The 24,659-nt window shown below is 61.1% G+C and carries 20 protein-coding genes, 1 pseudogene and 2 riboswitches; of the genes and pseudogenes, 20 read left to right on the top strand and 1 reads right to left on the bottom strand.

All coding sequences use genetic code 11. The annotated features are described in order from the left end of the window. From RRH01S_RS15885 to RRH01S_RS15850, 8 genes are all read left to right on the top strand, one after another. Entirely contained in the window at window positions 1-1,638 is a 1,638-nt protein-coding gene (locus tag RRH01S_RS15885) for a dipeptide ABC transporter ATP-binding protein (RefSeq protein WP_042472879.1), read from the top strand. 23 nt (window positions 1,639-1,661) lie between these two features. Further along, window positions 1,662-2,882, top strand: coding sequence for a M20 family metallopeptidase (locus RRH01S_RS15880; protein ID WP_042472876.1), 1,221 nt, complete (start codon window positions 1,662-1,664; stop codon window positions 2,880-2,882). A gap of 6 nt (window positions 2,883-2,888) precedes the next feature. Continuing rightward, entirely contained in the window at window positions 2,889-4,010 is a 1,122-nt protein-coding gene (locus tag RRH01S_RS15875) for a M24 family metallopeptidase (RefSeq protein ID WP_042472873.1), read from the top strand. Between the two features lie 358 nt (window positions 4,011-4,368). Continuing rightward, window positions 4,369-4,587 (top strand): hypothetical protein, encoded by a 219-nt coding sequence (locus RRH01S_RS15870; protein WP_042472870.1) that lies wholly within the window; start codon window positions 4,369-4,371, stop codon window positions 4,585-4,587. Between the two features lie 74 nt (window positions 4,588-4,661). Beyond that, the gene (locus RRH01S_RS15865; protein WP_042472867.1) at window positions 4,662-6,422 is read left to right on the top strand and encodes an ABC transporter permease; all 1,761 of its coding nucleotides are present in this window, start codon (window positions 4,662-4,664) and stop codon (window positions 6,420-6,422) included. Window positions 6,423-6,445: 23 nt separating this feature from the next. Then, window positions 6,446-7,777: an ABC transporter ATP-binding protein gene (locus tag RRH01S_RS15860; RefSeq protein WP_042472863.1), complete on the top strand. Its 1,332-nt coding sequence runs from the start codon at window positions 6,446-6,448 to the stop codon at window positions 7,775-7,777. Between the two features lie 125 nt (window positions 7,778-7,902). After that, complete coding sequence (locus RRH01S_RS15855; RefSeq protein ID WP_042472860.1) at window positions 7,903-8,967, top strand: sensor histidine kinase; 1,065 nt, start codon at window positions 7,903-7,905, stop codon at window positions 8,965-8,967. Window positions 8,968-8,969: 2 nt separating this feature from the next. Then, window positions 8,970-9,578 carry a response regulator transcription factor gene (locus RRH01S_RS15850; protein WP_202033908.1) on the top strand — a complete coding sequence of 203 codons (609 nt, stop codon included), beginning with the start codon at window positions 8,970-8,972 and terminating at the stop codon, window positions 9,576-9,578. A 96-nt stretch (window positions 9,579-9,674) separates the two neighbouring features. Here the strand turns inward: RRH01S_RS15850 and RRH01S_RS33505 are convergent, their stop codons facing one another. Next, on the bottom strand, window positions 9,675-10,031 hold the full coding sequence (locus RRH01S_RS33505) for a hypothetical protein (RefSeq protein WP_007700578.1): 357 nt from the start codon (window positions 10,029-10,031) through the stop codon (window positions 9,675-9,677). 245 nt (window positions 10,032-10,276) lie between these two features. Next, window positions 10,277-10,490, top strand: a riboswitch (cobalamin riboswitch). Between the two features lie 101 nt (window positions 10,491-10,591). Here RRH01S_RS33505 and metE point away from each other — a divergent pair. The 12 genes and pseudogenes from metE to RRH01S_RS15785 all read left to right on the top strand — a co-directional run bounded on the left by metE (window position 10,592) and on the right by RRH01S_RS15785 (window position 24,498). After that, a complete protein-coding gene (metE, locus tag RRH01S_RS15840; protein WP_042472851.1) occupies window positions 10,592-12,940 on the top strand; it encodes a 5-methyltetrahydropteroyltriglutamate--homocysteine S-methyltransferase in 2,349 nt (782 codons plus the stop codon). Window positions 12,941-13,041: 101 nt separating this feature from the next. After that, window positions 13,042-13,268: riboswitch (cobalamin riboswitch) on the top strand. 248 nt (window positions 13,269-13,516) lie between these two features. Beyond that, a complete protein-coding gene (gene nrdH / locus RRH01S_RS15835) occupies window positions 13,517-13,738 on the top strand; it encodes a glutaredoxin-like protein NrdH (RefSeq protein ID WP_007700576.1) in 222 nt (73 codons plus the stop codon). Then, entirely contained in the window at window positions 13,738-14,166 is a 429-nt protein-coding gene (gene nrdI, locus RRH01S_RS15830; RefSeq protein WP_042472847.1) for a class Ib ribonucleoside-diphosphate reductase assembly flavoprotein NrdI, read from the top strand. The genes nrdH and nrdI overlap by 1 nt, the downstream gene beginning before the upstream one ends. Then, on the top strand, window positions 14,136-16,289 hold the full coding sequence (gene nrdE, locus RRH01S_RS15825; protein WP_042472844.1) for a class 1b ribonucleoside-diphosphate reductase subunit alpha: 2,154 nt from the start codon (window positions 14,136-14,138) through the stop codon (window positions 16,287-16,289). The genes nrdI and nrdE overlap by 31 nt, the downstream gene beginning before the upstream one ends. Before the next feature lie 16 nt (window positions 16,290-16,305). Next, entirely contained in the window at window positions 16,306-17,295 is a 990-nt protein-coding gene (gene nrdF, locus RRH01S_RS15820) for a class 1b ribonucleoside-diphosphate reductase subunit beta (protein WP_007700569.1), read from the top strand. Between the two features lie 141 nt (window positions 17,296-17,436). After that, window positions 17,437-18,162 (top strand): phosphatase PAP2 family protein, encoded by a 726-nt coding sequence (locus tag RRH01S_RS15815; RefSeq protein WP_042472839.1) that lies wholly within the window; start codon window positions 17,437-17,439, stop codon window positions 18,160-18,162. Window positions 18,163-18,443: 281 nt separating this feature from the next. Continuing rightward, a complete protein-coding gene (locus RRH01S_RS15810; protein ID WP_042472835.1) occupies window positions 18,444-19,340 on the top strand; it encodes an ABC transporter permease in 897 nt (298 codons plus the stop codon). Continuing rightward, the gene (locus RRH01S_RS15805; RefSeq protein WP_042472832.1) at window positions 19,337-20,158 is read left to right on the top strand and encodes an ABC transporter permease; all 822 of its coding nucleotides are present in this window, start codon (window positions 19,337-19,339) and stop codon (window positions 20,156-20,158) included. Before RRH01S_RS15810 ends, RRH01S_RS15805 begins: the two co-directional genes overlap by 4 nt. 41 nt (window positions 20,159-20,199) lie before the next feature. After that, window positions 20,200-21,273, top strand: coding sequence for an ABC transporter substrate-binding protein (locus RRH01S_RS15800; protein WP_042472829.1), 1,074 nt, complete (start codon window positions 20,200-20,202; stop codon window positions 21,271-21,273). A gap of 70 nt (window positions 21,274-21,343) precedes the next feature. Further along, window positions 21,344-21,958 carry a helix-turn-helix domain-containing protein gene (locus tag RRH01S_RS15795; RefSeq protein WP_042473087.1) on the top strand — a complete coding sequence of 205 codons (615 nt, stop codon included), beginning with the start codon at window positions 21,344-21,346 and terminating at the stop codon, window positions 21,956-21,958. Next, window positions 21,948-23,036 carry an ABC transporter ATP-binding protein gene (locus RRH01S_RS15790; RefSeq protein WP_042472825.1) on the top strand — a complete coding sequence of 363 codons (1,089 nt, stop codon included), beginning with the start codon at window positions 21,948-21,950 and terminating at the stop codon, window positions 23,034-23,036. The genes RRH01S_RS15795 and RRH01S_RS15790 overlap by 11 nt, the downstream gene beginning before the upstream one ends. Window positions 23,037-23,070: 34 nt before the next feature. Beyond that, a pseudogene (locus RRH01S_RS15785) lies at window positions 23,071-24,498 on the top strand (aldehyde dehydrogenase family protein). Window positions 24,499-24,659: the final 161 nt, after the last annotated feature.

Raw genomic sequence — 24,659 nt, 5'->3', positions numbered from 1 at the left:
ATGAGCGAACTCGCACAAAACAGCGTTCTACAGATCCGCAACTATTCGCTCGACTATCTGACAGTGAACGGCGTCTTCCACGCATTGAAGAACATCGACCTGGAGATCGCGGCCGGGGAAATCCTCGGCCTTGTCGGCGAATCCGGCTCGGGCAAGACGTCGCTCGCCTGGTCGATCATGCGTTACCTGCCGGACAATGCCCGCGAAGTCGCCGGCGCCATCCGGCTGCAGGGCGAGGACCTCGCGGCGAGATCGCCGGCCGAAGTCAACCGCATGCGCGGCAAGCAGATCAGCATGGTGTTCCAGGACCCCGGCACCTCGCTCAACCCCACCCTTTCGCTCGGCACGCAGCTGACGGAGGCGCTGAGACGTCACCGCGGACTTACGAAGAGACAGGCATGGAGCGAAGGCGAGGCGATGCTTGCCCGCGTCGGCCTGAAGAACCCGACCCAGATGATGCAGCGCATGCCGCATGAGGCATCGGGCGGAGAGAAGCAGCGTGTCGTCATCGCGACGGCCTTTGCCTGCAATCCGCAATGCATCATCTTCGATGAACCAACGACGGCGCTTGATGTCATCACCTCACGGCAGATCCTCGATCTGTTTCTCGATCTTCAGGCGGAGACCGGCGTCGCCTCGCTCTATATCTCGCACGATCTGGCGCTGCTCTCCCGCACGGCCAAGCGCGTGGCGGTGATGCGGCGCGGCGAGATCGTCGAACAGGGCGCCATCGACGATATCTTCAAGGCACCGCGCCAGGATTACACCAGAGAGCTGCTTGCCGCCGTGCCGCGACCCGCCAACCGGCTGGTCGAGACGCGCCCGACCTATCAGACCCAACCGCTGATGGAGGTCGAGAATGTCAGCGTCCATTACGGTCGCAAGCCGTTTCTCTCGGCGCTGACGGGCCGCACCTTCAAGCGCTTCACCGGCAATCGCGCCATCAGCCTCACTGTGCAGCCGGGCGAAATCCTCGGCATCGTCGGAGAATCCGGTTCCGGCAAGTCGACGCTCGCCAAGGCGATGACTGGGCTCAATCCGTTCGAAGGCAGGATGACCTTCGCCGGGCGGACAATCACCGGCCTTGCCGACATGGACAGGAGCTATCGCAAGGATGTCCAGCTGATCTTCCAGCACCCCGACGCCTCGCTCAATCCCCGGCAGAAGATCCATGAAATCCTGTCTCGACCATTGAAACTCTATGGCGCGGGTGAAGGCGGTTCCCTGTCGCAACAGATCGGCGACCTGTTGGAACAGGTTCGCCTGCCGCGCACCCATGCCGACCGCTATCCGCATCAGCTCTCGGGTGGAGAGAAACAGCGCGTCGCCATTGCCCGCGCCTTCGCCTCGAAACCGAAGCTCGTCATCTGCGACGAGATCACCTCGGCGCTGGATGTCTCGGTGCAAGCATCGATCGTGCAGCTGCTGCTGGAATTGCACCGCAAGCACGGCACGGCCTTTCTCTTCATCACTCATGACCTCAATCTCGTCCGCCAGATCGCCCATCGCATCGCCGTGATGTACCGCGGCGATCTTGTCGAGGTCGTACCATCAGACGAAATCGCCAGCCCTGACCGCGCCGACTATACCCGCCAGCTGATCGCGGCGGTTCCGGCGCTCGCAAGCACATCCATTTAGAATTGCAGAGCAAGGAGCATATAATGGACCCGAAATCGCTCGTCGGCACAATCGACGAGAAGAGCTGCCTCGACTTCCTGTCGAACATGGTACGCCAGAAGAGCCATTCCCAGACCGATGGCGAGCGCGAACTCGCCCGCATCATGGCCCGCGAGATGGCAGCGCTCGGCCTCCAGTCCGAGCTGCAGCCTTTCGACGACGGTCAGCGCTTCAATGCCATCGGGCGCCTGAAGGGATCGGGCGGCGGCAAGAGCCTGCTGTTCAACGGCCATCTCGATACCAATCCGGTGACCGAAGGCTGGACTGTCGATCCTTGGGGCGGCCTCGTCGATGACAAGTTCATCTACGGTATCGGCGTTTCCAACATGAAGGCGGGCGACGCGGCCTATTTCTGCGCCGTCAAGACGCTGCTGGATGCGGGCGTGAAGCTCAAGGGCGATATCATCCTGACCTATGTGGTCGGTGAATTGCAGGGCGGCGTCGGCACGCTCGCGGCCATCCGCAGCGGCGTCAAGGCCGACTATTTCATCAACAGCGAGCCGAGCGACCTCGCCGCCGTGACGATGCACGCGGCAGCGCTGAGCTTCGTCATCGAGCTTACCGGCGACACCCGACATCTTTCCAAGCGAGAACAATCCGTCGATGCCATCGCCGCCGCCTGCGACATCATTCCGCGCATCAACGCCATGACGTTCAGCGGCGCGAGAAGCGAAGTGCATCGCTCCATCAACCGCGGCCATGTCGGCGTCGTCCATGGCGCTCTCGGACGCGATCTCGAGGAATGGCGGCCACCGCAGGTCTCCGACTTCGTCCGCATTCGGGGCTCGGCCCGCTACGCACCCGGCCAGACACAGGAAGGCGTTCTCGCCGATCTCGCCGGCGAACTCGTCGAACTTGAGAAGCGTTTTCCAGGGCTCAAGGCCAAGCTGGTTCCCGAGATGATCGAAGGACGTCCGCTGATGCCGCCTTTCGAGGTGTCGCCGACCTCGCGCATCGTTACGTCGATCAACGCGGCCTATGAGGCCGTGCGCGGCGAGAAGCAGCCGACCGGTGCGATCACACCAACCCGCTTTTACGGCACAGATGCCGGCCATCTCTATCACGAGCTTGGCATGGAAGGCATCGTCTGCGGTCCAGGCGGGCGCTACAACACCATGCCGGACGAGCGCGTCGACATCATCGACTATCTCGACATGATCCGCGTCTACATGCTCACCATTCTCGACATCTGCGAGATCGCCTGAGGCCGCATGTTCCCTCGTGACGAATATGACTGGCGGATTGCCAAGGCACATGCCGCAATGGACGCCGCCGCTGTCGATCTCCTTTTGATCGACAGCGGCGAGCTGCTGGCCTGGCTGACGGGCTATACCGTCTCCGAAACCATGTACCGCGCCGCCCTGCTTCCACGCCACGGACAGCCGTGGTTCGTACTTCGCGAACTCGACGAAGCGCCCTGTCGGGAAAAGACTTGGATCGCGGATGTGATCGGCTTTGCAGATGTCGATGATCCTCATCAGGCCGTCGCGGACAGCATCTGCGCCTATGGTTTCGCTGACGCCCGCATCGGCGCTGATATCAATGCCTATAGCTTCAGTGCCCATACGGCCGCCAGGCTCAGGACATGCCTGCCTCGGGCGGAATTCATCGCCCTTCCCGGCATCAGCGACAGCTTGCGCTGGATCAAATCGCCGCGCGAGGTCGCGATTCTGACGGATGCGTCTGCCATTGCCGACAAGGCCATGCGGGCCATCGCCGAGACAATCCGCTCGGGCATGTCGACCCGCGATGCGGCAGCGGTTGCAGCCGCGACATTCCTGCGGGAGGGCGCCGATACGGGTGAGACCGGACCAATCGTCAAGGCGAGCGGCAGCCACGAGTTTCTGCATGGTGCGCTCAAGAATGACGTGCTGAGCGAGGGAGACATACTGCACGTTGAGTTGATCCCACGCATCGGCGGCTACGGCGCACGTCTGATGCGGCCGATCATCATCGGCAAGCCCGCGTCCCGGCTCCGCGATGCAGTATCTCGCATCGTCACGCTGCAGGACGAACAGATTGCGACCATGAAGCCCGGGGCTATCGCGCGGGATGTGGACGCCATCGTTCGCAATGGCCTCGTCGCGGAGGGATGGCGGCCTGCCTACAACAATGTCACGGCCTATACGCTCGGTCTCTATACGCGCACGCCGCGCACAAGCGACTTTTCCCGCGTGTTCCTGCCGACGGAGAATTGGCCGCTGGAGGACGGAATGGTCTTCCATGTCTATGCGAGCGCCTGCGGCCTTGGCTTTAGCGAAACAGTCGTGGTAACGCCTGACGGCGGCAAAAGGCTGACATCGACTGCCCGGCAGATATTGATCTCCGGCTAGTCGCCCGATTGCAGCAGCGGCTCTTGCCGCCCCGATTGGCTTGATCAACAGCGCAAACATTCCCCGCCTATACCAAGGTATAGTCGCGGTGCACCAACGCCTGATTGACCGTTCATCCCCTCCATGACATCACGGCCATGCCCCACGACGCAGCGCGCGGGGTTACCGAAACAACAGATCAAGAAGCCAATGGACAGCTACTCTAGTCGCTATCCGGTTGCGGCATCCGGCCGTGGCCGGATGGTCATCGCAACAACCTGGAACGCTCCCGGCGCAATCGCCCGGGCGAGCGCCGGTCGGGCCTAGCCTGCCCGGTTCGCCGCCCGGACCCGCCGTCGGCGGACCGAGGAGGTGAACCATGAACAACATCGTTCTTTTTCGCGGACGAATGCCCGCATCCAAATTTCCAGCTATTCGGACACTCCCCGCCCATTCGGAACAGCCGCGCCCGGCCCTTGTCACCGTCTGGCACACCAGCCCGCTGACGGGGAAGCTGGAGTGCTTCTGGACCACGCAAGACCGCGCGCCCCTCGACGAGGATGGCAGTCGTCGCACGGATAATCATCAGGCGGCGTAGCCCCCACTGCGACCGCCATCACATCACGCGGGCATATTCGCCGACACTCTCCAATTTTTCCATGAGGTCATCACATGGTCTTTCTTTCCAATGATCGCCGGGGGCACAGCGCCGTTGCCGAACTGGCACGAACCCGCATTTTGCCGAACGGCTACGATCTCGTCGCCTTCGCTTTCGTCGCGGCGCTGGCCGTGCTCGCTGTGCATGGCGCTGCCGAAATGCGGGCGCCGCTGGACGGGTTGGCAAACACCCCCATCTCGCTCGATCCCGCGCGGCTGCCGGAATATGCCCTGCGCACGACGTTGCGGATGTTCGCGGCAATCGGGGCCTCGCTCGTCTTCACCTTCGTTTTCGCAACGCTGGCCGCCAAAAGCCGGCGGGCGGAGATGATCATCATCCCTGCCCTCGATATCCTGCAATCCGTGCCGGTGCTGGGCTTTCTGACATTCACCGTCACCTTCTTCATGGGGATCTTCCCGGGAAGCCAGCTTGGCGCCGAATGTGCGTCGGTCTTCGCGATCTTCACCAGCCAGGCCTGGAACATGGCCTTTTCCTTCTATCAGTCGCTGCGAACTGTGCCGCGCGATCTCGACGAGGTGAGCCGTGGTTTCGGTCTTTCCGCCTGGCAGCGGTTCTGGCGGCTGGAAGCGCCTTTTTCGGCGCCCGGGCTGATCTGGAACACGATGATGTCGATGTCCGGCGGCTGGTTCTTCGTCGTCGCCTCCGAAGCGATCACCGTCGGCAATACCACGGTGCAGCTGCCGGGCCTCGGCTCCTGGCTGGCGGTTGCCATCGACAAGCAGGATTTTGCAGCGGTGAGCTGGGCAGTCCTCGCAATGGGCGTCGTCATCGTGCTCTACGACCAGCTCCTATTCCGGCCGATCGTCGCCTGGGCCGACAAATTCCGCTTCGAGCAGACGGCGGGGCAGGAAAAGCCCCGCTCATGGGTCTATTCGCTGATCCAGCGCACGCGCCTGCTGAAATACCTGATGGGACCGCTTGCCTGGGCATGGGGCAGCCTGATGCTCGTCCGACTGCCGGCTATGCCCCGAAAGGCGCCGGTCGTCAGGCACAACAATGCCGTGGCTACACGGTTGCTGGACTATGCCTGGTTCGTCCTGATCGCAGTCGTTGGCATCTGGGGCATTTGGACTGCGTTTGCCTTCGTGAGCCAGACGCTCACATGGAGCGACGTGTGGGAAGCCTTTAGCGGCGGTCTCGTCACGCTGCTGCGCGTACTTGTGCTGATTGCGGTGGCGTCCGTGATCTGGGTACCGATCGGCGTCTGGATCGGCCTCAGGCCAGCCGTTGCCGAGCGTGTTCAGCCGGTGGCGCAGTTCCTCGCGGCCTTTCCCGCCAATGTGCTGTTTCCCTTCGCGGTCATAGCAATCGTCGCGACCGGAGCGAGCCCGAACATCTGGCTCTCGCCGCTGATGGTGCTCGGCACGCAATGGTACATCCTCTTCAACGTTATCGCCGGCGCCAGTGCCTTTCCGACGGATCTGAAGGAAGCTTGCTCGGTCTACCAGCTGCGGTCCTGGACCTGGTGGCGGCGCGCCATTCTGCCGGGGATCTTTCCCTACTACGTCACCGGCGCGCTGACGGCATCGGGCGGCTCGTGGAATGCCAGCATCGTCGCCGAAGTGGTGAGCTGGGGCCACACCAAGCTCGAGGCCTTTGGCCTCGGTTCCTACATCGCCAAGGCCACGGAGGCCGGCGACTACCAGCGCGTCATCCTCGGCATCGCGGTCATGTCGCTCTTCGTCACGCTTTTGAACAGAACCCTCTGGCGACCGCTCTACGTCTTCGCCGAACGCCGCCTGCGTCTCAACTAACCATTCCAGTCGGAGTAACAATCATGGAATCCACCATACTCACGAAAAAGGCAGGAATTGCCGAAGCCGCCCCGCTGGTATCGGCCAAGCAGGTCTGCCAGATCTACGACAAGGGCACATCCGGCTCGCTGGTCGTGCTGGACAATGTCGATCTGGAGCTTCGCTCCGCCGAGATCGTCGGACTGCTTGGGCGGTCCGGTTCCGGCAAGTCGACGCTGCTGCGGGCGATCGCCGGCCTGATCCGGCCGAGCAAGGGCGAAGTCACCTTCGAAGGCAAGCCCGTGACCGGTCCCAACTCGGGCGTCTCCGTTGTTTTTCAGAGTTTCGCGCTCTTCCCCTGGCTTTCGGTCCTGCAGAATGTCGAACTTGGCCTTGAAGCCCAGGGCGTAGCACCGGCCGAGCGGCGCAAGCGGGCACTTGCCGCCATCGACCTCATCGGCCTAGACGGTTTCGAAAGCGCCTATCCGAAGGAACTCTCGGGCGGCATGCGCCAGCGCGTCGGCCTTGCGCGTGCCCTTGTCGTTCGCCCAAAGGTGCTGCTGATGGATGAGCCCTTCTCGGCGCTCGACGTGCTGACGGCCGAGACGCTGCGCACCGATCTGCTCGATCTGTGGTGCGAAGGCCGGATGCCGATCGAATCCATCCTGATGGTGACGCACAATATCGAAGAGGCCGTGCTGATGTGCGACCGCATCCTGATCTTCGGGTCGAACCCCGGTCGCGTCATCGCCGAAATTCGCGTCGACCTGCCGCAGCCGCGCAACCGTCTCGATCCCACCTTCCGGATGCTGGTCGAAGATATCTATGCAAGGATGACCGCGAAAACCGGCACGACGGCGCGCGATGGGCTTTTCCCAGGAACGGGAATAGCCATGGCCCTGCCGCGGGTATCGACCAACCTGCTGTCCGGCCTGATCGAGACGGTCGCGGCCGAACCTTATCGGGGACAGGCGGACTTGCCACCGCTTGCCACGCATCTCCATCTCGACATCGACGATCTTTTCCCCGTCGCCGAGACACTACAACTGCTACGCTTTGCCGATCTGGAAGGTGGCGACATTCGACTGACGGCACCGGGCCTGCGCTTCTTCGACAGCGATGTCGACGAACGCAAGCGCCTGTTCGAGCAGCATCTCGCCACCTATGTGCCGCTTGCCGCCCATATCCGCCGTGTTCTCGACGAGCGGCCGACGCACCGCGCGCCGGCCCGGCGTTTTCGCGACGAGCTCGAGGACTACATGTCGGAGGACTATGCCGATACCACGCTGAAAGCCGTGACAAACTGGGCTCGTTACGCCGAATATTTTGCTTATGACGAGAATGCCGACCTGTTCACACTCGAAAACCCGAGCTGAGGATCACGCTTGATCATGGCCGACCATTGGCCCGCCGCAATGGTCGGCATTGCTCATGGCTTTCCGATCGTGCACCCTGCCGTCGCATGTGCGGCGGCGGATTCGTGTGAGAAGGGTAAGGCAACATGAGGCGCGAGGTCCTGCGATATCTGGTCGAGGCGCCCTTGATGTGGCTGGGCATTACGTTGCTCGCCGCCCTGATCTTTGTTGCCGACACGGTGACCAATCTGGAGATCGCCTTTGCGGTGCTCTATGTCTCGGTGATCCTCATCTCCGTGCGATCCGGCCGGCCCGGGGCCGTCATGGTGGTCGGGTTCGCCTGTACCATCCTCACCATAGCGAGCTACTTTTTGACACGGCATGGCGATTCCCAATCCGGCATGGTGAATGGCGCCATAAGCCTGCTTGCCATTGGCGCGACCACCTACTTGGCGATCAGGATCGAGGCGACCGAGGCAAGAGCTAGACAGGCGCAATCCGAACTCGCGCGCATGTCGCGCATCATGACGATGGGCGAACTTAGCACCTCCATCGCCCATGAGGTCAGCCAGCCGATCACCGCGATCGTGGCCAACGGCAATGCGGCGCTCCGCTGGCTGTCGGCAACGCCTCCCGACCAGGAGGAGGCACGGCGCGCGCTCGACAGGATCGTCAAGGATGCCGGCCGCGCCGGCGAGGTGATCGGCCGTGTCCGCAGCCTCGTTGCGCGAACATCTCCATCGCGCGACAGCATCGACATGGCCGAGACGATCACCGAGGCGCTGGCGCTCGTCCGTAGCGAGATCCGAGAAAACCATATCCTGCTGCGCACCGAACTCGCCAATGATCTACCATCCGTGACGGGCGACCGGGTTCAGCTGCAGCAGGTGATCCTGAACTTCGTCATCAATGCCATCGAAGCGATGGCGGGCGTCGATGCGGAGAAACGCGAACTGCTGGTCAGCGCCGCAGCTGACGACAGGAAGATAACCATCAGCGTGCGCGACACCGGCATGGGCGTGCCGCCAGCCGCTTCCGACAGGATGTTCGAAGCCTTCTTCACGACCAAGACGACAGGAATGGGGATGGGGCTGGCGATCAGCCGGTCGATCGTCGAGGCGCATGGCGGTGCGGTCTATACGGCGCCCAACTTCCCGCATGGCGCGGTGTTCGGCTTCATCCTGCCGTCGGATACCGGAGCAAGAGGATGATCATGCCGGAGCAGAAACCGACCATTTATGTCATCGACGACGATCCCTCCGTCCGGGATGGGCTGGACAGCCTCCTGCGCTCAGTCGGCTATGACGTCAGCAGCTTCGCATCGCCACGGGATTTCCTGAAACATCGACGATCCGACGGTCCGTGCTGCCTTGTCCTCGACGTCAGGATGCCGGATGCAAGCGGCCTTGATTTCCAGGACGAGCTGGCAAGAACCGGCAATCCCCTGCCCATCATATTCCTGACCGGCCACGGCGATGTGCCGATGTCCGTGAGGGCGATGAAGGCCGGGGCGGTGGAGTTTCTGCTCAAGCCCTTTCGGGAACAGGATCTTCTCGACGCCATTCGGCAAGCTTTGGAAAAGGACCGCACCCGGCTTCGCCAGGACGCTGCGACGACCGATTTGCGGGAGCGGTTTGCGACGCTGACGGCGCGCGAGCGTGAAGTGATGGCGCTTGTCGCCCGCGGACGCCTCAACAAGCAGATCGCCGCCGAACTCGGCCTCAGCGAAATCACCGTGAAGGTCCATCGCGGCCAGGCGATGCGCAAGATGCAGGCGGGATCCGTCGCCGATCTCATCAGAATGGCCGACGCGCTCGGATAGTCGGAATGTCTGTCCAAGGCACGATCAAAACCGTGCCTTGGCATTATGCTTTGGCCCGCCGCCTACATATTGGTCGCGGCGGATGATACCGGAGCCTCAATTGAGGGCCGGGCAGCCGCGTCGATTGGCAAAGACCATGCGGTCGGGACCGCCATCATTCCAGCCACGGACAACAATGCGTCGCCCATTGTTTTCGACCGAATCAATGCGGCGGAAACCTTCCTGGCGGGCGGCATCCATAAGGTCGCGCCGGCTGCAACCACCACGGTCACCACGGTCACGATCTCTGCGCGGGCCATCCCAGTCCTGATCCTGGCGACGGTCCCATCTTGGCGGCTGCCTGTATCCATCATCGTCGCCGTAATACTGCGCCATGGCGACAGATGGCATCAACTGCGTTGCGGCCAAGCCGGCCAACGCGATGAAAGAAACTCGTGCAAAACGTCTAAACATCCTTCGCTCCTCACTCTGATATCGATGGCATGGATGGGTGATATTGCACTCTACATGAACGCTATCCGAACAAACCGTTCATACAGTCCCAACGCGATCGTCTCCAAAAGCATCGCCCCATAATGCTGCATTTCCCCAGATATGAAAACTAGGGTTGCGTGCCGTGAAGGCAAGCGGCCGCCAGAAGCGTCGCAGGATCATATAAAGATATCTTTATATCTCTTGACGACAGCAACACATTCCGACATCCTGCGTGCCATCGTGGTTCTGCGGATCGTCTGATCCGGAGCTAAGAGGGAATTCGGTCAAGACATCTGCAATGTCCATGCCGGAGCTGCCCCCGCAACTGTAGGCGGTGAGCCGCCATCCGATCAAAGTCACTGAGGAAGACGCCTCGGGAAGACAGGATGGTGGTGACGACCCGCAAGCCAGGAGACCTGCCTCGATAGATAACGTCCACGGGCGGGGTGTCCCGGTGTGCCGCTTTGCGATCGGCCCCCCTGTGCCTTTCGTCGATGCGTCATTCCAATGCCTTGCCCACAACCCTCGGGGTAAGGAAAATGACCATACTGACTGCGAATCTCGGCTTTCCACGCATCGGACAACACCGCGAATTGAAATTCGCTCTGGAATCCTGCTGGTCCAGGCAATCGGACCGCGCCGCTCTTTTCGATGTCGCCAAGACACTTCGCGCCGACAATTGGCGGCTACAGAAGGAGAAGGGGATCGCCGTAATTCCCTCCAACGACTTCTCGCTTTACGATCATGTCCTCGATACCGCCGTCATGGTCGGCGCCATCCCGGCGCTCTACGGCTGGAGGGGAGGCCCGGTCGATCTCGACACCTACTTCGCCATGGCACGCGGATCGACGGGCGGCGGCCATGGCGATTGCGGCCATGTCCACCATCATCAAGGCGCGCCGGCGCTCGAGATGACCAAATGGTTCGACACCAACTATCACTACATGGTTCCGGAAATTGGGCCGGACCAGGCTTTCGAGCTGACGGCCAACAGGCCGCTGGAAATGTTCCGGGAAGCAAGGGCGCTGGGAATCCATACGCGCCCGGTCTTGCTGGGGCCGATCACCTTGTTGAAGCTCGCCAAGAGCAAGGAGGAGGATTTCGAGCCGATCCGGCTTCTGGACCGGCTGCTTCCCGTCTATGCGAGGATACTCGCCGAACTGAGCGCGGCCGGCGCCGACTGGGTCCAGATCGACGAGCCAGCGCTCGTGCTTGATCTGACCGACGAAGACAGGAGCGCTTTCGCACACGCCTATGAGGCTTTCCACAAACTGGTGCCCAACCTCAAGATCATGGTCGCCACCTATTTCGGAGCGATCGGCGATAACCTGCCCATCGTACTCGCCAGTCCCATGGCGGGGCTGCATATCGATCTCGTCCGAGCGCCGGAACAATTGAGCGAAGTCCTGGCGAAGCTTCCGCCAAATCGCGTTCTGTCACTCGGCGTCATCGACGGCCGCAACATCTGGCGGGGCGATCTTGTGAAAGCCCTGGATCATCTGGAGCCGGTCGTTGCCGCGATTGGAGCCGACCGGGTACAAATCGCGCCTTCCTGCTCACTTCTCCATGTGCCGATCGATCTTGAGCTCGAGACGACGCTCGATGCCGATCTTGGACGCTGGCTGGCTTTCGCGACACAGAAGCTCGACGAGGTCGTAGCTCTTGGGCGCGGTCTGTCCGACGGACGAAACGCCATCGGCGACGCGCTTGCGGCTTCTGCCACTGCCGCGGCATCGCGGGCATCCTCGCCGAAGGTTCACGACCCCGTGGTCGATGGTCGTATCAAGGGCCTCGACGCTTCCATAAAGCGCAGACAAAACGCGTTCCTTCGTCGCAAGGCTATCCAGGAAAAACGGCTCAAACTGCCCCTGTTCCCAACCACGACGATCGGGTCGTTCCCGCAGACGGCCGAGGTGCGCAAGGCCCGAGCCGCGCATGGGAAGGGAACCATGAGCTATGTGGACTACGATGCCTTCCTGAGAAAAGAGACGGAATCGGCAATCCGCTGGCAGGAGGAAATCGGCCTGGATGTCCTCGTTCACGGTGAGTTCGAACGCAACGACATGGTCCAATATTTCGGGGAGCAGCTTTCCGGGTTCGCGTTCACCCAGCATGCCTGGGTCCAGAGTTACGGCTCGCGCTATGTGCGCCCGCCGGTCATCTATGGCGACGTATCCCGCCCAAGGGCGATGACGGTCCAATGGTGGCGTTACGCCCAGTCTCTCACGGAAAAGCCCGTCAAGGGCATGCTGACCGGGCCGGTAACGATCCTGAACTGGTCTTTTGTGCGTAACGATCTTCCGCGAAGCGCGGTGTGCCGCCAGATTGCCCTTGCGATCCGGGACGAGGTTGCCGACCTTGAAGAGGCAGGCGCCTCGATGATCCAGATAGACGAGGCAGCCTTGCGCGAGGGTCTGCCGCTGCGAACGTCGGACTGGAAGATCTATCTCGACTGGGCGGTGGAATGCTTCCGGCTGTGCTCGACGGGCGTTTCCGATGAGACGCAGATACACACGCATATGTGCTATTCCGAGTTCAACCACATCATAGACGCCATCGCCGCAATGGACGCCGATGTCATTTCCATAGAGACCTCACGGTCGAAGATGGAACTGCTCGATGCATTCCGGACATACAAGTACCCGAACGAGATCGGACCGGGCGTCTACGATATCCATTCGCCGCGCGTTCCCGAGGTATCGGAAATGACCGAGCTGCTCGACCTTGCCCGTCTGCGGCTGGGCGATGCGCAGCTCTGGATAAATCCTGATTGCGGATTGAAGACCCGCAAATGGGACGAAGTGAGGCCGGCGCTCGTGAACATGGTTCATGCGGCTCGTCTGCTTCGCCTGTCGGCCCAGGCCCGGACAACGGCATCGGCGTCCTGATCCTCAGCAGAGCAACGCCTCCCCCTGCGGCGGCGCTGCTCTATCCCCACGAAACGCGACGGCACATCATCATATCGATTGACGAAATTCCAACCTCGTCTACTATATCTAGTGTTCGAGGTTCTTTCGATTCGCAAGGATTGGAGGCTAAGACGGGAATACGGTGCGCGACCGCCCCTTATGGGCGCCGCAATTCCGGAGCTGCCCCCGCAACTGTAAGCGGCGAGCATCTATCCAGCGAAAGCCACTGAAGCATGATGCTTCGGGAAGGTGAGGATTGATGCAACGACCCGCGAGCCAGGAGACCTGCCTCAAACAAAACGTCCACGGGCGGGGTGTCCGGAAGGTCGCGATGTACTGCGGAATGACACCGTTCGTGCACGCCTCCCCGAACTCCTGCGATCAGTCAACTTCGGGGTGAAGTCCATGTCGAATTTTTCAAGCCAGTCCCGGCGCGAGTAGCCGTACATCCACGTCCGAATCCGGGCGTGTGCTGATCCATCTTCATTTCCTTCGAACGGGCATCGGCGGATGTCCGGACGATATCGTGTGCCTTTCAAAGATACGAGGACAATCATGAGCATCACCGTCTATAGCAAGCCCGCCTGCGTCCAATGCACCGCGACCACAAGGGCACTCGACCGTCACGGCATCGACTATCGGATCATCGATGTTTCCATCGACGATGCCGCCCTCGAACTCGTGCAGGGCCTCGGCTACCGCCAGGTCCCGGTGGTCGTCGCCGGCGAACAGCACTGGGCGGGCTTCCGGCCCGACATGATCAGCGCGCTTGCCTGATGGGACAGCCATCGACGGAGCGGATCGTCTATTTCTCCAGCCGGTCCGAGAACACCCATCGCTTCATCGGCAAGCTCGGCCTGGATGCCGTGCGAATACCGGTCCGTCCAAATGAGCTTTTCCGTGTCCACCAGCCCTTCGTCCTCGTGGTGCCGACCTATGGCGGCGAAAGCGGCAAGGGCGCGGTTCCAAAACAGGTGATCCGTTTCCTGAACGAGACGGAGAACCGATCGAACATCCGGGGCGTGATTGCCGCGGGCAACAGCAACTTCGGAGCGACCTTCGGGATCGCCGGCGACATCATCTCCGCCAAATGCCAGGTGCCGTACCTTTACAGGTTCGAGCTGATCGGCACGGAAGAGGACGTCGTCAATGTCAGAGATGGATTGGAACGATTTTGGACACGCTCACACTCGAACGCCCGGTGAAGGCTACGGAAACGCAGCTCGACTATCATGCGCTGAACGCCATGCTGAACCTTTACGATGAGGATGGCAAAATCCAGCTCGACAAGGACCGGCTGGCGGCGAAGCAGTATTTTCTCCAGCACGTCAACCAGAACACCGTTTTCTTCCATAACCTCAGGGAGAAGCTCGATTATCTGGTGACCGAGGGCTACTACGAACGCGAGGTTCTCGACCAGTATTCCTTCAACTTCGTGCGCGATCTCTTCGACCACGCCTATGCGAAGAAGTTCAGGTTCCCGACATTTCTCGGGGCCTTCAAATATTACACCAGCTACACGCTGAAAACCTTCGACGGGAAGCGTTATCTCGAGCGCTATGAAGACCGCATCTGTATGGTGGCGCTGACCCTGGCGCAGGGCAATGAATCCCTGGCCAGAGACATGGTCGACGAAATCATTTCCGGCCGCTTCCAGCCGGCAACGCCGACCTTCCTCAATGCCGGCAAGAAGCAGCGCGGCGAACTGGTCTCCTGCTTCCTGATGCGCGTCGAGGACAACATGGAGTCCATCGGACGCTCGATCAATTCAGCGCTCCAGCTCTCCAAGCGCGGCGGCGGCGTCGCTCTCTCGCTCACCAACATCCGCGAGGCCGGTGCGCCGATCAAGCATATCGAAAACCAGTCATCCGGCATCATTCCGATTATGAAACTGCTGGAAGACAGCTTCTCCTACGCCAACCAGCTCGGCGCGCGGCAAGGGGCGGGCGCGGTCTATCTGAACGCGCATCACCCCGACATCATGCGGTTCCTCGACACCAAACGCGAGAATGCCGACGAGAAGATCCGGATCAAGACACTGTCGCTCGGCGTCGTCGTCCCGGACATCACCTTCGAACTCGCGAAGAACAACGAGGACATGTACCTGTTCTCGCCCTATGACGTCGAACGCGTCTATGGCGTACCCTTCACGGAAATTTCCGTGACGGAGAAATACCGCGAGATGGTGGCCGACAACCGTATCCGCAAGAAGAAGATCAAGGCGCGCGACTTCTTCCAGGTGATTGCCGAAATCCAGTTCGAGAGCGGCTATCCCTACATCATGTTCGAGGACACGGTGAACCGCGCCAATCCGATCGCCGGGCGCATCACCATGAGCAACCTCTGCTCCGAAATCCTCCAGGTGAGCGAGGCGAGCACCTACAGGGACGATCTTTCCTACGAGCATATGGGCAAGGATATTTCCTGCAATCTCGGCTCCTTGAACATCGCCGCGGCTATGGATTCGGAAGACTTTGGCAAGACGATCGAGACGGCAATACGGGCGCTGACGGCAGTTTCTGACATGAGCCGCATCTCGTCGGTACCTTCGATCGAAAAGGGCAATGACGAAAGCCATGCGATCGGCCTCGGCCAGATGAACCTGCATGGCTATCTCGCCCGCGAGCGGATTCTCTATGGCTCCGAAGAAGGCGTCGATTTCACCAATATCTATTTCTATACCGTGACCTATCATGCCATCCGCGCCTCCAACCGCCTGGCAGCGGAGCGGGAGCGCAGCTTCAAGGGGTTCGAGAATTCGAAATATGCCTCCGGCGACTATTTCGACAAATACACCGAACAGGAATGGAAGCCCGCGACGGAGCGGGTTCGAACACTGTTCGAAACCGCTGGCATCGACATTCCGACGCGGGAAGACTGGCAGGAACTGAAGCAGGCCGTGATGACATCGGGCCTCTATAACCAGAACCTGCAGGCCGTGCCGCCGACGGGATCCATCTCTTACATCAACCACTCGACCTCCTCTATCCATCCGATCGTCTCGAAGATCGAAATCCGCAAGGAGGGCATGATTGGCCGTGTCTATTATCCGGCTGCCTTCATGACGAATGACAATCTCGACTACTATCAGGACGCCTACGAAATCGGGCCTGAGAAGATCATCGATACCTATGCGGCTGCCACCCAGCATGTCGATCAGGGACTGTCGTTGACGCTGTTCTTCCGCGACACCGCGACGACCCGCGACATCAACAAGGCGCAGATCTACGCCTGGAAGAAGGGCATCAAGACCATCTACTACATCCGCCTTCGCCAGATGGCGCTGTCCGGCACGGAAGTGCAGGGCTGCGTGTCCTGCGCACTCTGATCTCCTGGGGAACAAGATGAACATCCAAGTGAAAACCAAAAACCCGAAGCGTCCCGAAGCAGTGCGCGCCATCAACTGGAACCGCATCGAAGACGACAAGGATCTGGAAGTCTGGAACCGGCTGACGGGGAACTTCTGGCTCCCGGAGAAGGTGCCGCTCTCGAACGATATTCCGTCCTGGGCGGCGCTCAAGCCCGAGGAACAGCAGCTCACCATCCGCGTCTTCACCGGCCTGACGCTGCTCGACACCATCCAGACAAGCATCGGCGCGCCGACTTTGATGGAGGATTCGATCACCTCTCACGAGGAGGCCGTCTATTCCAACATCTCCTTCATGGAAGCCGTCCACGCCCGCTCATATTCGTCGATCTTCTCGACGCTATGCTCGACGCCTGACGTCGATGACGCCTATCGCTGGTCGGAGGAGAACGAGCATCTGCAGAGGAAGTCGGCGCTCATTCTCGAACAGTACCGCAACGGCGATCCGCTGAAGCGCAAGATCGCCAGCGTCTTTCTGGAAAGCTTCCTGTTCTATTCCGGCTTCTATCTGCCGATGTACTGGTCGAGCCGCGCCAAGCTTACCAATACCGCCGACATGATCCGCCTCATCATCCGCGACGAGGCCGTGCATGGCTACTACATTGGCTACAAGTTTCAGCGCGGGCTGGAGCGTCTGAGCGAAGAGGGTCGGCAGGAGATCAAGGACTTTGCTTTCGATCTGTTGCTCGAACTCTATGACAACGAGACGAAATACACCGAAGCGCTCTATGACGGTGTCGGCCTGACGGAGGACGTCAAGAAATTCCTGCATTACAATGCCAACAAGGCACTGATGAATCTCGGCTACGAGGCACTGTTCCCGCCGGACGCTTGCAAGGTCAACCCGGCGATCCTGTCGGCACTCTCGCCGAATGCCGACGAAAACCATGACTTTTTCTCAGGCTCGGGATCGTCCTATGTCATCGGTAAGGCGGTGGCGACCGAGGATGAGGATTGGAACTTCTGAGCCGACATCGCCGGTCATTTCCGAAACCATGCCGTTTCGCAAGCAGCGCTTTTCTCGTTGCCGCATGGATTTGGCCGGTGGTACATCTCCACCAGAATCCAGAGGAGACGAAATGACAACTATTCAGGTGGGCGACCGCGCATGAACGATCAGCAGCCCCGCAAGCCGGGTATATTTGGGTGGCTGAACCGTTTCGAACCCCTGGTGCTCATCATGTTCGCGGCCTTCTCCGGCGGGCTCTTTCTGTTTCTGCAATTGACCGGCGAGGTTCTTGAAGGCTCGACGAGGCGATTTGACGACAGCATATTGCTGGCGCTTCGCCAGCCCGGAGATCTCTCCCGTCCGGTGGGGCCTGCATGGCTCACCCATGCCTTCAGCGATATCACCAGCCTTGGCAGCACGACGGTCCTCGCACTGTTGACGACTCTGGTGACGATCTACCTGCTTCTCGATCGCCGCCGCTCGATCGCCATCTTTATCCTTGCCTCGGTGTTGGGCGGATGGCTGCTGAGCACCACTCTGAAGCTGGGCGTTGCAAGGCCGAGACCGGACATCGTTCCGCATCTGGTCGACGTTCATGATCTCAGTTTTCCGAGCGGCCATGCGATGGTGTCGGCCGTCACCTATCTGACGCTTGGCGCGCTTCTCTCCCGCACGCAGGCCTACAGGTCCACCCGGATCTTCATGATCGTGGTCGCCATTCTTCTGACGCTGCTGATCGGCACAAGCCGGGTCTTTCTCGGCGTGCATTTCCCGACCGATGTCCTCGGCGGCTGGTGCGCCGGTGCCACCTGGGCGCTCGGATGCTGGATGATCTCCCGTCGCTATATATCGAAATCCCCTAGAACGAAAAAACCGACGTCCTGATCGACAATGCCGTCAGATAGACGCCGGTGGGCGGATCGGTCGACGTCGCCACAGGCTTAACCTGCATCTGTCGAACCGAACGCCCCCCGGCTTCTGCGCCGTCGTGTCGTTTGGCCAGCACCCGGACATGCGCGGGGTGGGCTGATCCACTTTTCGGCTGACATTGCGCCGCCCAGCAAAGCAGATCATCACTCAAAGACAGGCCGCACTCGAAAAACCGCTTGACCAATTCATATAAATGAAATGCTATCAGATAATTTCATTTTCCAGGCGGCGATATCATGTCGAACGGTGCCATGGCCCAACTTGCCGACGGCGAGACCCGACGAAAGAACGGTTCCGCCTTTCGCTTAGTGATGCTGGCCCCAGGCGCACTCGTCGCCTTCGTCCTCATCCTCTTTGCACTTGCCCTCGTCATTTTCCTCTCGTTTCGGACAAACGACGGCTCGCTGCTCGGCGCCGGTATCTCGCTTGCCAATTTCGGCACGCTCTTTTCCGATCCGCTCTATGGGATGGTCATTCTGCGATCATTGGCGATTGCTGGGGTCGTGACGCTGGCGACGGTGGCAACGGCCTATCCCGTCGCCTACTACCTCGCCTTTCACGCCGGCCCGAAACGAGGATTGCTGCTCTTTCTGGTGACGCTGCCCTTCTGGACCAGCTATCTGCTGCGGGTCTTCGCCTGGAAGATCGTGCTCGCCTATAACGGCGTCCTCAATTCGGCGCTGATGATGACCGGGATCACCTCGGAGCCGCTGACGATCTTCCTGAACACGCCGACGGCCGTCGTCCTGACACTGGCGCATGCCTATGCTCCCTTCGCCATTCTGCCGATCTACGTGGCGCTCGAGACCCTGCCGAAATCGCTGCTCGAGGCAGCAGCCGATCTCGGCGCCCGGCCCTTCACGACATTTCGCCGCGTAATCCTGCCGAACTCCATGCCTGGCGTGCTTGCCGGCGCGCTGGTCGTGTTCGTGCCGACGGTCGGCGACTATGTGACGCCGGCGCTGGTGGGTGGTCCTGCCAGCACCATGATCGGCTCGCTCATCCAGGCGCAGTTCGGCAAGGCGAATGATTGGCCGTTCGGCGCGGCACTCGCCGTGCTGGTCATGCTGGTGATCCTCGCGGTCGTCCTCATCGTGCGCGCCGCCGACCGCGCTTTCGGGAGCCGCACATGAGCGGAAAACCCGTCCAGGAACGAAAGCAGGGACACGGGCTGGCGATCTATGTCGTCGCCTACCTCATCTTCCTCTACCTGCCGGTCGTACTGATCCCACTGTTTTCCTTCAACGATTCCATCCAGGCGGCCTTTCCGTTGAAGGGCTTCACCTTCGCCTGGTATGCAACGCTCGTCGGCAATCAGGCGCTCACCGGCGCATTGCAGACGAGCCTGCTGATCGGCGTGCTCGCGGCCTCTCTCGCAACCCTTTGCGGCATAACGGTCGCCTATATGGACACCTACGGCCGGTCACGGCTGGCAGGCACGATATCGACGATCGCCCGGCTGCCGATCCTGATCCCCGGCGTTATCGTCGGCATCTCGCTGCTGATCCTCGTCAATCTTGCCGGTCTCGGCCCGTCGCGGATCGCCATCGTGCTTGGCCACGTCCTCGTGGCGCTGCCCACCACCGTCGTCATCATGCGATCCCGGTTCCTCGCCATCCCGAGGAGCATCGCCGAGGCCGCCCAGGATCTCGGCGCCGGCGACGCGATCGTCTTTCGCCGCATCATGCTGCCGCTGGCGCTTCCTGCCATCGGTTCGGCCTTCATGCTGGCCTTTCTCACCTCCTTCGACGAATTCATCGTCGCCTTCTTCCTGTCGGGAACCGAGCCGACGCTGCCGCTCTATATCTGGAGCCAGCTGCGCTTCCCGAAATCACTCCCGACCGTGATGGCGCTTGGAACGAGCATCCTTGCCGTGTCGATCGTCATTGCCGGCTGCGCCGAACTTCTGCGCCAGCGTGGCCTTTCGAGGAGCGCACGCGGACAAGCCTGAGATCTGCAACGACAACAACGAAAGAAAAGAGGAGAACTGTGATGACCCATGAAAGCAGATTGAATTTCCGCCGGCTGGCGGCCGGGATCGCGGCCTTGGCGATCACCGTCGCGTCGGTGGCGTTGCCGGCTCAGGCAGCCGACAAGCTCACCTATTTCACCTGGTCCGGCTACGAGCTGCCCGATTTCGACAAGGCCTATCTCGCGGCCCATCCGAATACCGTCGAAACCTCCGTCTTCGGCGATGACGACGACGCCTTCACCAAGGTCAAGGCCGGCTTCCATCCCGATCTCGCGCACCCCTGCTACGACAAGGTCGCCCGCTGGAACAAGGAAGGGCTGCTGCAGCCGATCGACACCTCCAGGATCAAGAACTGGGACAAGATCTTCCCCGTCTTCCGCAATCTGCCGGATCTGCAGGCCGGCGACGGCAAGGTGTGGATGGTGCCCTGGGATTGGGGCAATACCTCCGTTCTCTACCGCACCGATCTCGTCAAGAATCCCGAGCAAAGCTGGAAGCTGCTGTGGGACAAGCAATATGCCGGACGGATCGCAACCATCGACGCCGTGCACGACACGCCGGTCGTCGCAGCCCTGCTCGCCGGCGTCAGCCCTTTCGACATGACGCCCACTGAGCTCGACAAGGTGGCCGACAAGCTACGCGAACAGCGGCCACTGGTATCCGCCTATACGACCGACATGACCTCGGTGGAGCAGTCGCTGGCAAGCGGCCAGCTCGTGGCCGCCATGACCTGGAACGCTTCGGCGGTGGCCCTGAAAAAGCAGGGCGTGCCGGTCGAATTCATGAAGCCGAAGGAAGGCATGCTGACCTGGGCCTGCGGTTTCGTGATGCTCAAGGATGCCAAGAACATCGATCTCGCCTATGACTTCATCAACAGCCGGCTCGAGGCCGATTCTGGCAAGTTCCTGATCGAAAGCTATGGCTATGGCGCATCGACCAGCTCGGCCTTCGCCGCCGTACCGAAGGAGACGCTGGACAACCTCCAGCTTCCCGCCGACCCGGATACGATGCTGAAATCCACCGTCTTCACCGGCCCGATGAAACAGAACGATGATCTGGCCAAGATGTTCGAAAAGGTGAAGGCCGGCGGTTGATCTCTGGCAATGCCGGCCCGGACATAGCATGTTCGGGCCGGCCGATGACTGCAAGGACCTGGGAGACATGATGGACGCTCTGGACGATCAGACAGACAAGCCCGCGCGCGACGCCAACGAGGTAGACGTCCTCGTCGGCCGGCGGGTCCGAGCGCTGCGGCTCGAACGCAATCTTTCGCTGGCAGAGCTTGCCACCAGGACCGGGATATCAATCGGCGCGCTCAGCCAGATCGAACGCGGCATGTCGTCTCTCAGGGTGCGTGTCATCTGGCCGCTTGCTGCGGCACTCGACGTCGAGCCCTCGGCGCTGATCGTCGATGGCGGCGAGCCGGTCAACGATCTCTATTGCGTGCGCGCCAACAGCCGCCGGGCTCTGCCTGTGCGTGCCGAGGGCATATCGAAGGATCTGCTCTCGCCGCCGGGCGCCGCCCTGACAGGCATGCAGGTCATCGTCGAGCCGGGTGGCGGCACCGAAACCTACGCTCATACGGGTCACGAGTTCGGCTGCGTGACCGCGGGCGAAGTGGAACTGGTCGTTGATGCGACCCGCTACCTGCTGAAGACCGGCGACAGTTTTGCGTTCAAAAGCACCTTGCCGCATTCCTTCCGCAACGCCGGCACCGAGCGCTGCACCATCCTCTGGGTCAATACCGCAAAGCCCGTGGAGGCAACCGATGACGCATAATGAGGCGCTGCTGCGCCTGCGATCCATTTCCAAGCATTTCCCCGGTGGCATCGTCGGTCTCGACGCGATCGATCTCGATATAGCCGAGGGCGAGTTCCTCAGCCTCCTCGGCCCGTCCGGCTGCGGCAAGACGACGACGTTGCGGGTGATTGCCGGCTTCGAAAGCCCGACCTCGGGCGAATTGCTGCTGGGCGGCCGGGACATCACCCCACTGCGCCCCTATGACCGGCCGGTCAACACGGTTTTCCAGGACTACGCACTCTTTCCGCACATGAACGTCGCCGAGAATGTCGGCTTCGGCCTTTCGCTCAAAAATATCGGTGCGACTGAGCGCAACAAGCGGGTTGGCGATGCGCTCGACCTGGTCGGCCTCGCCGACAAGATCGGCCAGCGCGTTCAGGCGCTTTCCGGCGGACAGCGACAGCGCGTGGCGCTGGCACGCGCCATCGTCTGCGAACCGCGCGTGCTGCTGCTCGACGAGCCTCTTTCCGCACTCGACGCACATCTGCGCGAGCAGATGCAGGTCGAGCTCAAGCGGCTGCAGCGCGAACTCGGCACGACCTTCGTCATGGTCACCCACGATCAGACCGAAGCCCTTTCGATCTCGGACCGCATCGTCGTCATGAACAAGGGCGCGATCGAACAGATCGCCACTCCGGCAACGCTTTACGACCGGCCGGCAACCAAATTCGTCGCCAGCTTCATCGGCGCGATGAATCTTTTGCCGGCGCGGCTGACGACGCGAAGCGCGACCGAGCTGCAGTTTTCCGCAGGAGAACTGCCCCTCCATGTTGCAAGTGACATGGAGCCGGAGCTTCGTGCCGGCGATCTGCGCACGGTCGGCATTCGCCCCGAGGATTTGACCATCAGTACCGAGAACGGCGGGAACGCCGCCGGCGCGCGCATCGAAAGTGTCTCCTTTCATGGCCGCAGCCTGCGCATCCATGCCGCCCTGCCAAGTGGCCAGCCGATCATTGCAGATATTCCGCGCGGCGCGGGACTTTCCACCTTCGCACCGGGCGACAACGCCTTCATCGCATTAAGGGCCGGGGCGGCATGCCCCATTCTTCCCGCCTGAACCTCTCGGCCAGTCCGTGACCAAGGAGACCAATATGAGCCATAACCTGCAATTCTTCATCGACGGACAATGGGTGGACCCGGTCACGCCGAAGACGCTCGATGTCATCGATCCCTCGACGGAAGAAGCCTATACGCAGATCTCGATCGGCTCCGCCGCCGATGTCGACAAGGCCGTCAAGGCAGCCAAATCCGCCTTCGAAACCTTTTCGCTGACCACCAAAGCCGAACGCCTGGCGCTGCTGAAGCGCATTCTGGAAGCCTATAACGATCGCTTCGAGGATATCGCGCAGGCGGTCAGCCAGGAAATGGGCGCTCCGCTGCCCTTCGCGCGCGACTCCCAGGCCTGGGCCGGCCGCGGCCATATGGAGGCAACGATCGCCGCCTTCGAAAGCTATGAATTCGAGGCAAAGCGCGGCTTGACCACGGTCGTCAAGGAGCCGATCGGCGTCTGCGCGCTGATCACCCCCTGGAACTGGCCGCTGAACCAGATCGTCTGCAAGGTTGCGCCAGCAATCGCCGCCGGCTGCACCGTGGTGCTCAAGCCATCCGAAATCGCACCGATCAGCGGCATCGTCTTTGCCGAAGTCATGGAAGCGGCGGGCACGCCGAAGGGCGTCTTCAACCTCGTCAACGGCAACGGTCCCGAGGTCGGGCAGGTCATGGCCGGCCATCCGGACGTCGATATGGTTTCCTTCACCGGCTCGACCCGCGCCGGCATCATTGTCGCCAAGACCGCGGCCGATACCGTCAAGCGCGTGGCGCAGGAGCTCGGCGGCAAGTCGGCGAACATCATCCTCCCCGATGCTGATTTCGAGAGCGCCGTTACCAAGGGCGTATCCGGCTGCTTCGGCAATTCCGGTCAGTCCTGCGACGCACCGACGCGCATGCTGGTGCCGGCCGCGCGTCACGATGAAGCCCTGGCGATTGCCAAGATTGCCGCTGAAAAATTCAAGGTCGGCGATCCGCGCACCGAAGGCACCGATCTCGGCCCGGTCGTCAGCCAGATCCAGTACGACAAAATCCAGCGGCTGATCGAAGCGGGCATCAAGGAAGGCGCGACGCTGGTGACCGGCGGCCTCGGCCGGCCGGAAGGGCTGAACCGCGGCTACTAAATCCGCCCGACGATCTTCGGCCACGTCACCAACGACATGACCATCGCCCGCGAAGAGGTTTTCGGGCCGGTGCTGTCGATCATTTCCTACAAAGATGAGGACGACGCGGTTCGCATCGCCAATGACACCGTCTATGGGCTTGCCGCCTATGTTCAGTCGACGGATATCGCCCATGCCCGCAAGGTGGCACAGCGCATGCGCGCTGGATCGGTTTATCTCAACTATCCGGACTGGGATACGTTTGCGCCCTTTGGGGGCTACAAGCAGTCGGGCAACGGCCGCGAATATGCCGACTGGGCGATCCACGATTTCCTCGAGATCAAGGGCGTCGTCGGCTGGGGTGAATAGAGCAGCACTGCTCCGCTCCATGATCGTGGCGCCCAACAGGCGCCACGTTTCCTCGTCCCGCATTGACGACATGCAAATTCCTGTCTAGTTTTTACATCATGAAGATCGCAATGGTTCTTGCAGTGGTGATAGGGCGCATGGGCAGGATGGTATAACCATCC

It is taken from the genome of Rhizobium rhizogenes NBRC 13257, from assembly GCF_000696095.1.
Taxonomy (GTDB): domain Bacteria; phylum Pseudomonadota; class Alphaproteobacteria; order Rhizobiales; family Rhizobiaceae; genus Rhizobium; species Rhizobium rhizogenes.
Note: the sequence above shows the minus strand (reverse complement) of the source record. Positions and strands in the feature narration are given on the sequence as shown.

Excerpts from the sequence above, each read along its gene's own strand:
- RRH01S_RS15885 (WP_042472879.1), top strand. The coding sequence starts at position 1 with ATGAGCGAACTCGCACAAAACAGCGTTCTACAGATCCGCAACTATTCG.
- RRH01S_RS15880 (WP_042472876.1), top strand. The coding sequence starts at position 1,662 with ATGGACCCGAAATCGCTCGTCGGCACAATCGACGAGAAGAGCTGCCTC.
- RRH01S_RS15875 (WP_042472873.1), top strand. The coding sequence starts at position 2,889 with ATGTTCCCTCGTGACGAATATGACTGGCGGATTGCCAAGGCACATGCC.
- RRH01S_RS15870 (WP_042472870.1), top strand. The coding sequence starts at position 4,369 with ATGAACAACATCGTTCTTTTTCGCGGACGAATGCCCGCATCCAAATTT.
- RRH01S_RS15865 (WP_042472867.1), top strand. The coding sequence starts at position 4,662 with ATGGTCTTTCTTTCCAATGATCGCCGGGGGCACAGCGCCGTTGCCGAA.
- RRH01S_RS15860 (WP_042472863.1), top strand. The coding sequence starts at position 6,446 with ATGGAATCCACCATACTCACGAAAAAGGCAGGAATTGCCGAAGCCGCC.
- RRH01S_RS15855 (WP_042472860.1), top strand. The coding sequence starts at position 7,903 with ATGAGGCGCGAGGTCCTGCGATATCTGGTCGAGGCGCCCTTGATGTGG.
- RRH01S_RS15850 (WP_202033908.1), top strand. The coding sequence starts at position 8,970 with ATGCCGGAGCAGAAACCGACCATTTATGTCATCGACGACGATCCCTCC.
- RRH01S_RS33505 (WP_007700578.1), bottom strand. The coding sequence starts at position 10,031 with ATGTTTAGACGTTTTGCACGAGTTTCTTTCATCGCGTTGGCCGGCTTG.
- metE (WP_042472851.1), top strand. The coding sequence starts at position 10,592 with ATGACCATACTGACTGCGAATCTCGGCTTTCCACGCATCGGACAACAC.
- nrdH (WP_007700576.1), top strand. The coding sequence starts at position 13,517 with ATGAGCATCACCGTCTATAGCAAGCCCGCCTGCGTCCAATGCACCGCG.
- nrdI (WP_042472847.1), top strand. The coding sequence starts at position 13,738 with ATGGGACAGCCATCGACGGAGCGGATCGTCTATTTCTCCAGCCGGTCC.
- nrdF (WP_007700569.1), top strand. The coding sequence starts at position 16,306 with ATGAACATCCAAGTGAAAACCAAAAACCCGAAGCGTCCCGAAGCAGTG.
- RRH01S_RS15815 (WP_042472839.1), top strand. The coding sequence starts at position 17,437 with ATGAACGATCAGCAGCCCCGCAAGCCGGGTATATTTGGGTGGCTGAAC.
- RRH01S_RS15810 (WP_042472835.1), top strand. The coding sequence starts at position 18,444 with ATGTCGAACGGTGCCATGGCCCAACTTGCCGACGGCGAGACCCGACGA.
- RRH01S_RS15805 (WP_042472832.1), top strand. The coding sequence starts at position 19,337 with ATGAGCGGAAAACCCGTCCAGGAACGAAAGCAGGGACACGGGCTGGCG.
- RRH01S_RS15800 (WP_042472829.1), top strand. The coding sequence starts at position 20,200 with ATGACCCATGAAAGCAGATTGAATTTCCGCCGGCTGGCGGCCGGGATC.
- RRH01S_RS15795 (WP_042473087.1), top strand. The coding sequence starts at position 21,344 with ATGGACGCTCTGGACGATCAGACAGACAAGCCCGCGCGCGACGCCAAC.
- RRH01S_RS15790 (WP_042472825.1), top strand. The coding sequence starts at position 21,948 with ATGACGCATAATGAGGCGCTGCTGCGCCTGCGATCCATTTCCAAGCAT.